Origin of the sequence: Rudaea sp. (genome assembly GCF_036383415.1) — a bacterium.
GTDB lineage: Bacteria > Pseudomonadota > Gammaproteobacteria > Xanthomonadales > Rhodanobacteraceae > Rudaea.
On the sequence record NZ_DASVOK010000309.1, the window covers coordinates 1 to 2,800 of the forward strand.

Sequence of the window (2,800 nt, forward strand, 5' to 3'; positions counted from 1 at the left end):
GCGCTGATGATGCGGGAAGTCGTGAAACACGACGTCATGCAGCTCGACATTGGCAAGATAGGTTCCAACGGCACCGCGCAACCAGGCGGACAGCCGCCCGGCGTGATCGTCCGCGGCCCGCTCACTGACCGAGGCGGCAACGCGGGAGAGGAAATCCTGCGTGAAGCGGGCGCGCAGGGCGATGACGACATCGGCCTTGGTCGAGAAGTAGTGGTAGAAGGTGCCTTTAGCGACGCCGGCCCGCGTGACGATGTCGTCGATCGTGGTGGCCTCGATACCCTTCGCAACGAACAGGGCCGCGGCCGCCGACATCAAATCGTCCACCCTGACCTCGGCGGGCTGCGTGCGCCGCCAGTGCTGCGATGCGCGGCGCGTGGTCGCCGCCTGCCGCTTTCCGATCATGTCGTCAGCATCCATCAGTCCCTGATCTCCGATTCTGAGATCGCATATTTAGAATGTCTTTGAAATAGCTTAGGTCGATTGACCGACCGTCAGTCGATGAATATTTCTGCCTCGCCGGCGGCCGGATCGACCCGATCAGCACGGTCCGGCGTCGTCATCATGAGGAAGCTTCCATGAAATTCTTTCGCGAAGCCGAGCCCGGCATCTTCGTCGCAACCGGCCGTCTGCAAACCGAGCAGGACGGCTGCGACTGGACCGTGGAATACACCGAGCTGCTTGCCGCGGACCGTCCGCTCGCCGTGATCGTCAACGTCAACGATCAGCCGGAGGTCGCCGCCGGCAAGCCGATGGTGCTGTGGATGAAGGCGCGCAAGGCCGAGCTCGGCCGATTGATCCGGGTCACCGTCTACATCGCCGATGATGATGAGGAGCGCGCCGAGCTCGAGCGCACCCTTCCCGGACGGGCCAAGGCCTTGCCCTATCCCGCCGCGATCGCCGCCAGCGAGGCTGACGCGCTCTTCCTCGCGCGCGCCAGCCTGACCTAGCTCACGCCTCGAGCGCGACGAACCTGAACGCGTCGCCGTCGCGCTTGATGTGGCCGGCATTGAAATGGCCGCCGATCACCAGCGTCGGCGTGTCGGCAAAGCGCGAGAACAATTCGCGTCGCGTCGCAGCCGATTGCTTCTGGTCGGAGTCCGCGGTCGACGACCAGTCGAGGTGATACATCTGGCAGGGATGATGCGCGACGTCGCCGGTCAGCAGGCCTTCCGCGCCCGCGGACCTGATGTGGATGCTCATGTGGCCGGGGCTGTGCCCCGGCGTCGGGATCAGCGTGATCTCCTCGGTCAAGCGATGATCGCTCGGCACCAGCTCGGCCTTGCCGGCATCCGCGATCGGCTTCACGGAGTCGGCGAACACGGCGGCATGCGCGGCATCGTCGCTGTGGTCGCGCCAGTGCTCGTACTCGGTCTTACCGAACACGTAACGCGCATTGGCGAAGGTCGGCACCCATTTGCCGCCGACGAGTTTCGTGTTCCAGCCGACATGGTCGACATGCAGATGCGTGCACAGCACGGTGTCGATGCTGTCAGGCGCAAAGCCGGCCGCGGTCAGCTTCTCCAGGAACGGATCGTTGCGGTTGTTCCAGGTCGGCACGTTGCGGCCCTGCTTGTCGTTGCCGAGCCCGGTGTCGACGATGATGCGGTGCTCCGGCGTCTCGACCAGCAGCGAATGAATCGACATTTTCAGCCGGCCATCCTCATTGGCGAAATGCGGGATCAGCCAGGGCAGGCTCTGGATCTCTTCCCTGCCGGCCAGCGGCAGGATGAAGCGCGTGCTGCCGACGGTCTCGAGCTCGACGACTTTCGTGATCTTGACCTTGCCGATCGTCCATTGCATGCGGCGTCTCCTCCTTTTTTATTGGTCTATCACCTGACCATGCGGGTTCCCGCGCGCCGGTGCAATGGATCAAGGCCGCGCTGCACTTCACCTCAGCCCGCCTGCGGGCAGAGGGAGCGCGCGCGTGCCCATCATCGCGCGCAATCGACGATCACGGTGCCGATCTTGTCGCCCTTCTCGACGGCGAGATGGGCCTCGGCGGTCTCCGCCAGCGCGAATTGTCCGGCGATGTTGTGCACGCGAGGGCCCGACTGCAGCCATTTGGTGATGTCGGCCTGCGCGGCGGCGAGCAGCGGCGGCGGCAGTGCGAACAGCACCAGCGAGCGCACCGTGATGCACTTCTCCATCAATTCGCGCACCGGCAGCACGGGCGTGCGGTTGCCGTTGGTGGCGTAGACCGCGATCGTCGAGTTCAGCGCCATGATCTTCAGCGTGGTCGCGAGGTTGCCGCCGAAATCGACGTCGATCACACGGTCGACGCCGCGGTTCTCGGTGAAGGCCATCACCTTGGAGACGACGTCCTCGGTGCGGTAGTTGACGACGGTATCGGCGCCGGCAAGCCGTGCCTCGACGTCCTTGACCTCTGAGCTCACCGTCGCGATCACGCGCGCGCCACCCCATTTGGCGAGTTGCACCGCATAGTGGCCGACAGCGCCGGCGCCGCCGGTGACCAGCACCGTTTGGCCGGAGATCGGACCGTCGGCAAACAGCGCGCACCACGCCGTCATGCCGGGGATGCCGAGCGTTGCGCCGGCCGCGAACGACACGTCCGGCGGCAGCGGCGTCACCAGATAATCGGCGAGCGTGATGTACTCGGCGGCGGTGCCGAAGGCGCGGCCATTGCGCTGGCCGTTGAACAGCCAGACGCGGTCGCCGACGGCAAAGCGCGTCACGCCTTCACCGATCTGGTCGATGATCCCGGCGCCGTCGCTGTTCAGGATCACGCGCGGAAATTCCATCGCGCGATAGTTGCCGCTGCGGCGGCCGACATCGGCAGGAT

The 2,800-nt window shown here is 65.3% G+C and carries 4 protein-coding genes; 1 reads left to right on the top strand and 3 read right to left on the bottom strand.

The window, feature by feature from the left end:
* On the bottom strand, nucleotides 1-417 hold a 417-nt coding region (locus VF497_RS11610), incomplete at its 3' end, for a helix-turn-helix domain-containing protein (RefSeq protein WP_330888844.1).
* A 158-nt stretch (nucleotides 418-575) separates the two neighbouring features.
* On the opposite strand from VF497_RS11610, the gene VF497_RS11615 reads away from it, so the two are divergent.
* Nucleotides 576-947 (top strand): hypothetical protein, encoded by a 372-nt coding sequence (locus VF497_RS11615; RefSeq protein WP_330888846.1) that lies wholly within the window; start codon nucleotides 576-578, stop codon nucleotides 945-947.
* A gap of 1 nt (nucleotide 948) precedes the next feature.
* Here VF497_RS11615 and VF497_RS11620 read toward each other — a convergent pair whose 3' ends face one another.
* Both VF497_RS11620 and VF497_RS11625 read right to left on the bottom strand, forming a co-directional pair.
* Nucleotides 949-1,800 carry an MBL fold metallo-hydrolase gene (locus tag VF497_RS11620; protein ID WP_330888848.1) on the bottom strand — a complete coding sequence of 284 codons (852 nt, stop codon included), beginning with the start codon at nucleotides 1,798-1,800 and terminating at the stop codon, nucleotides 949-951.
* A gap of 131 nt (nucleotides 1,801-1,931) precedes the next feature.
* The coding region (locus VF497_RS11625) for an NADPH:quinone reductase (RefSeq protein WP_330888850.1) at nucleotides 1,932-2,800 on the bottom strand (869 nt) is incomplete at its 5' end.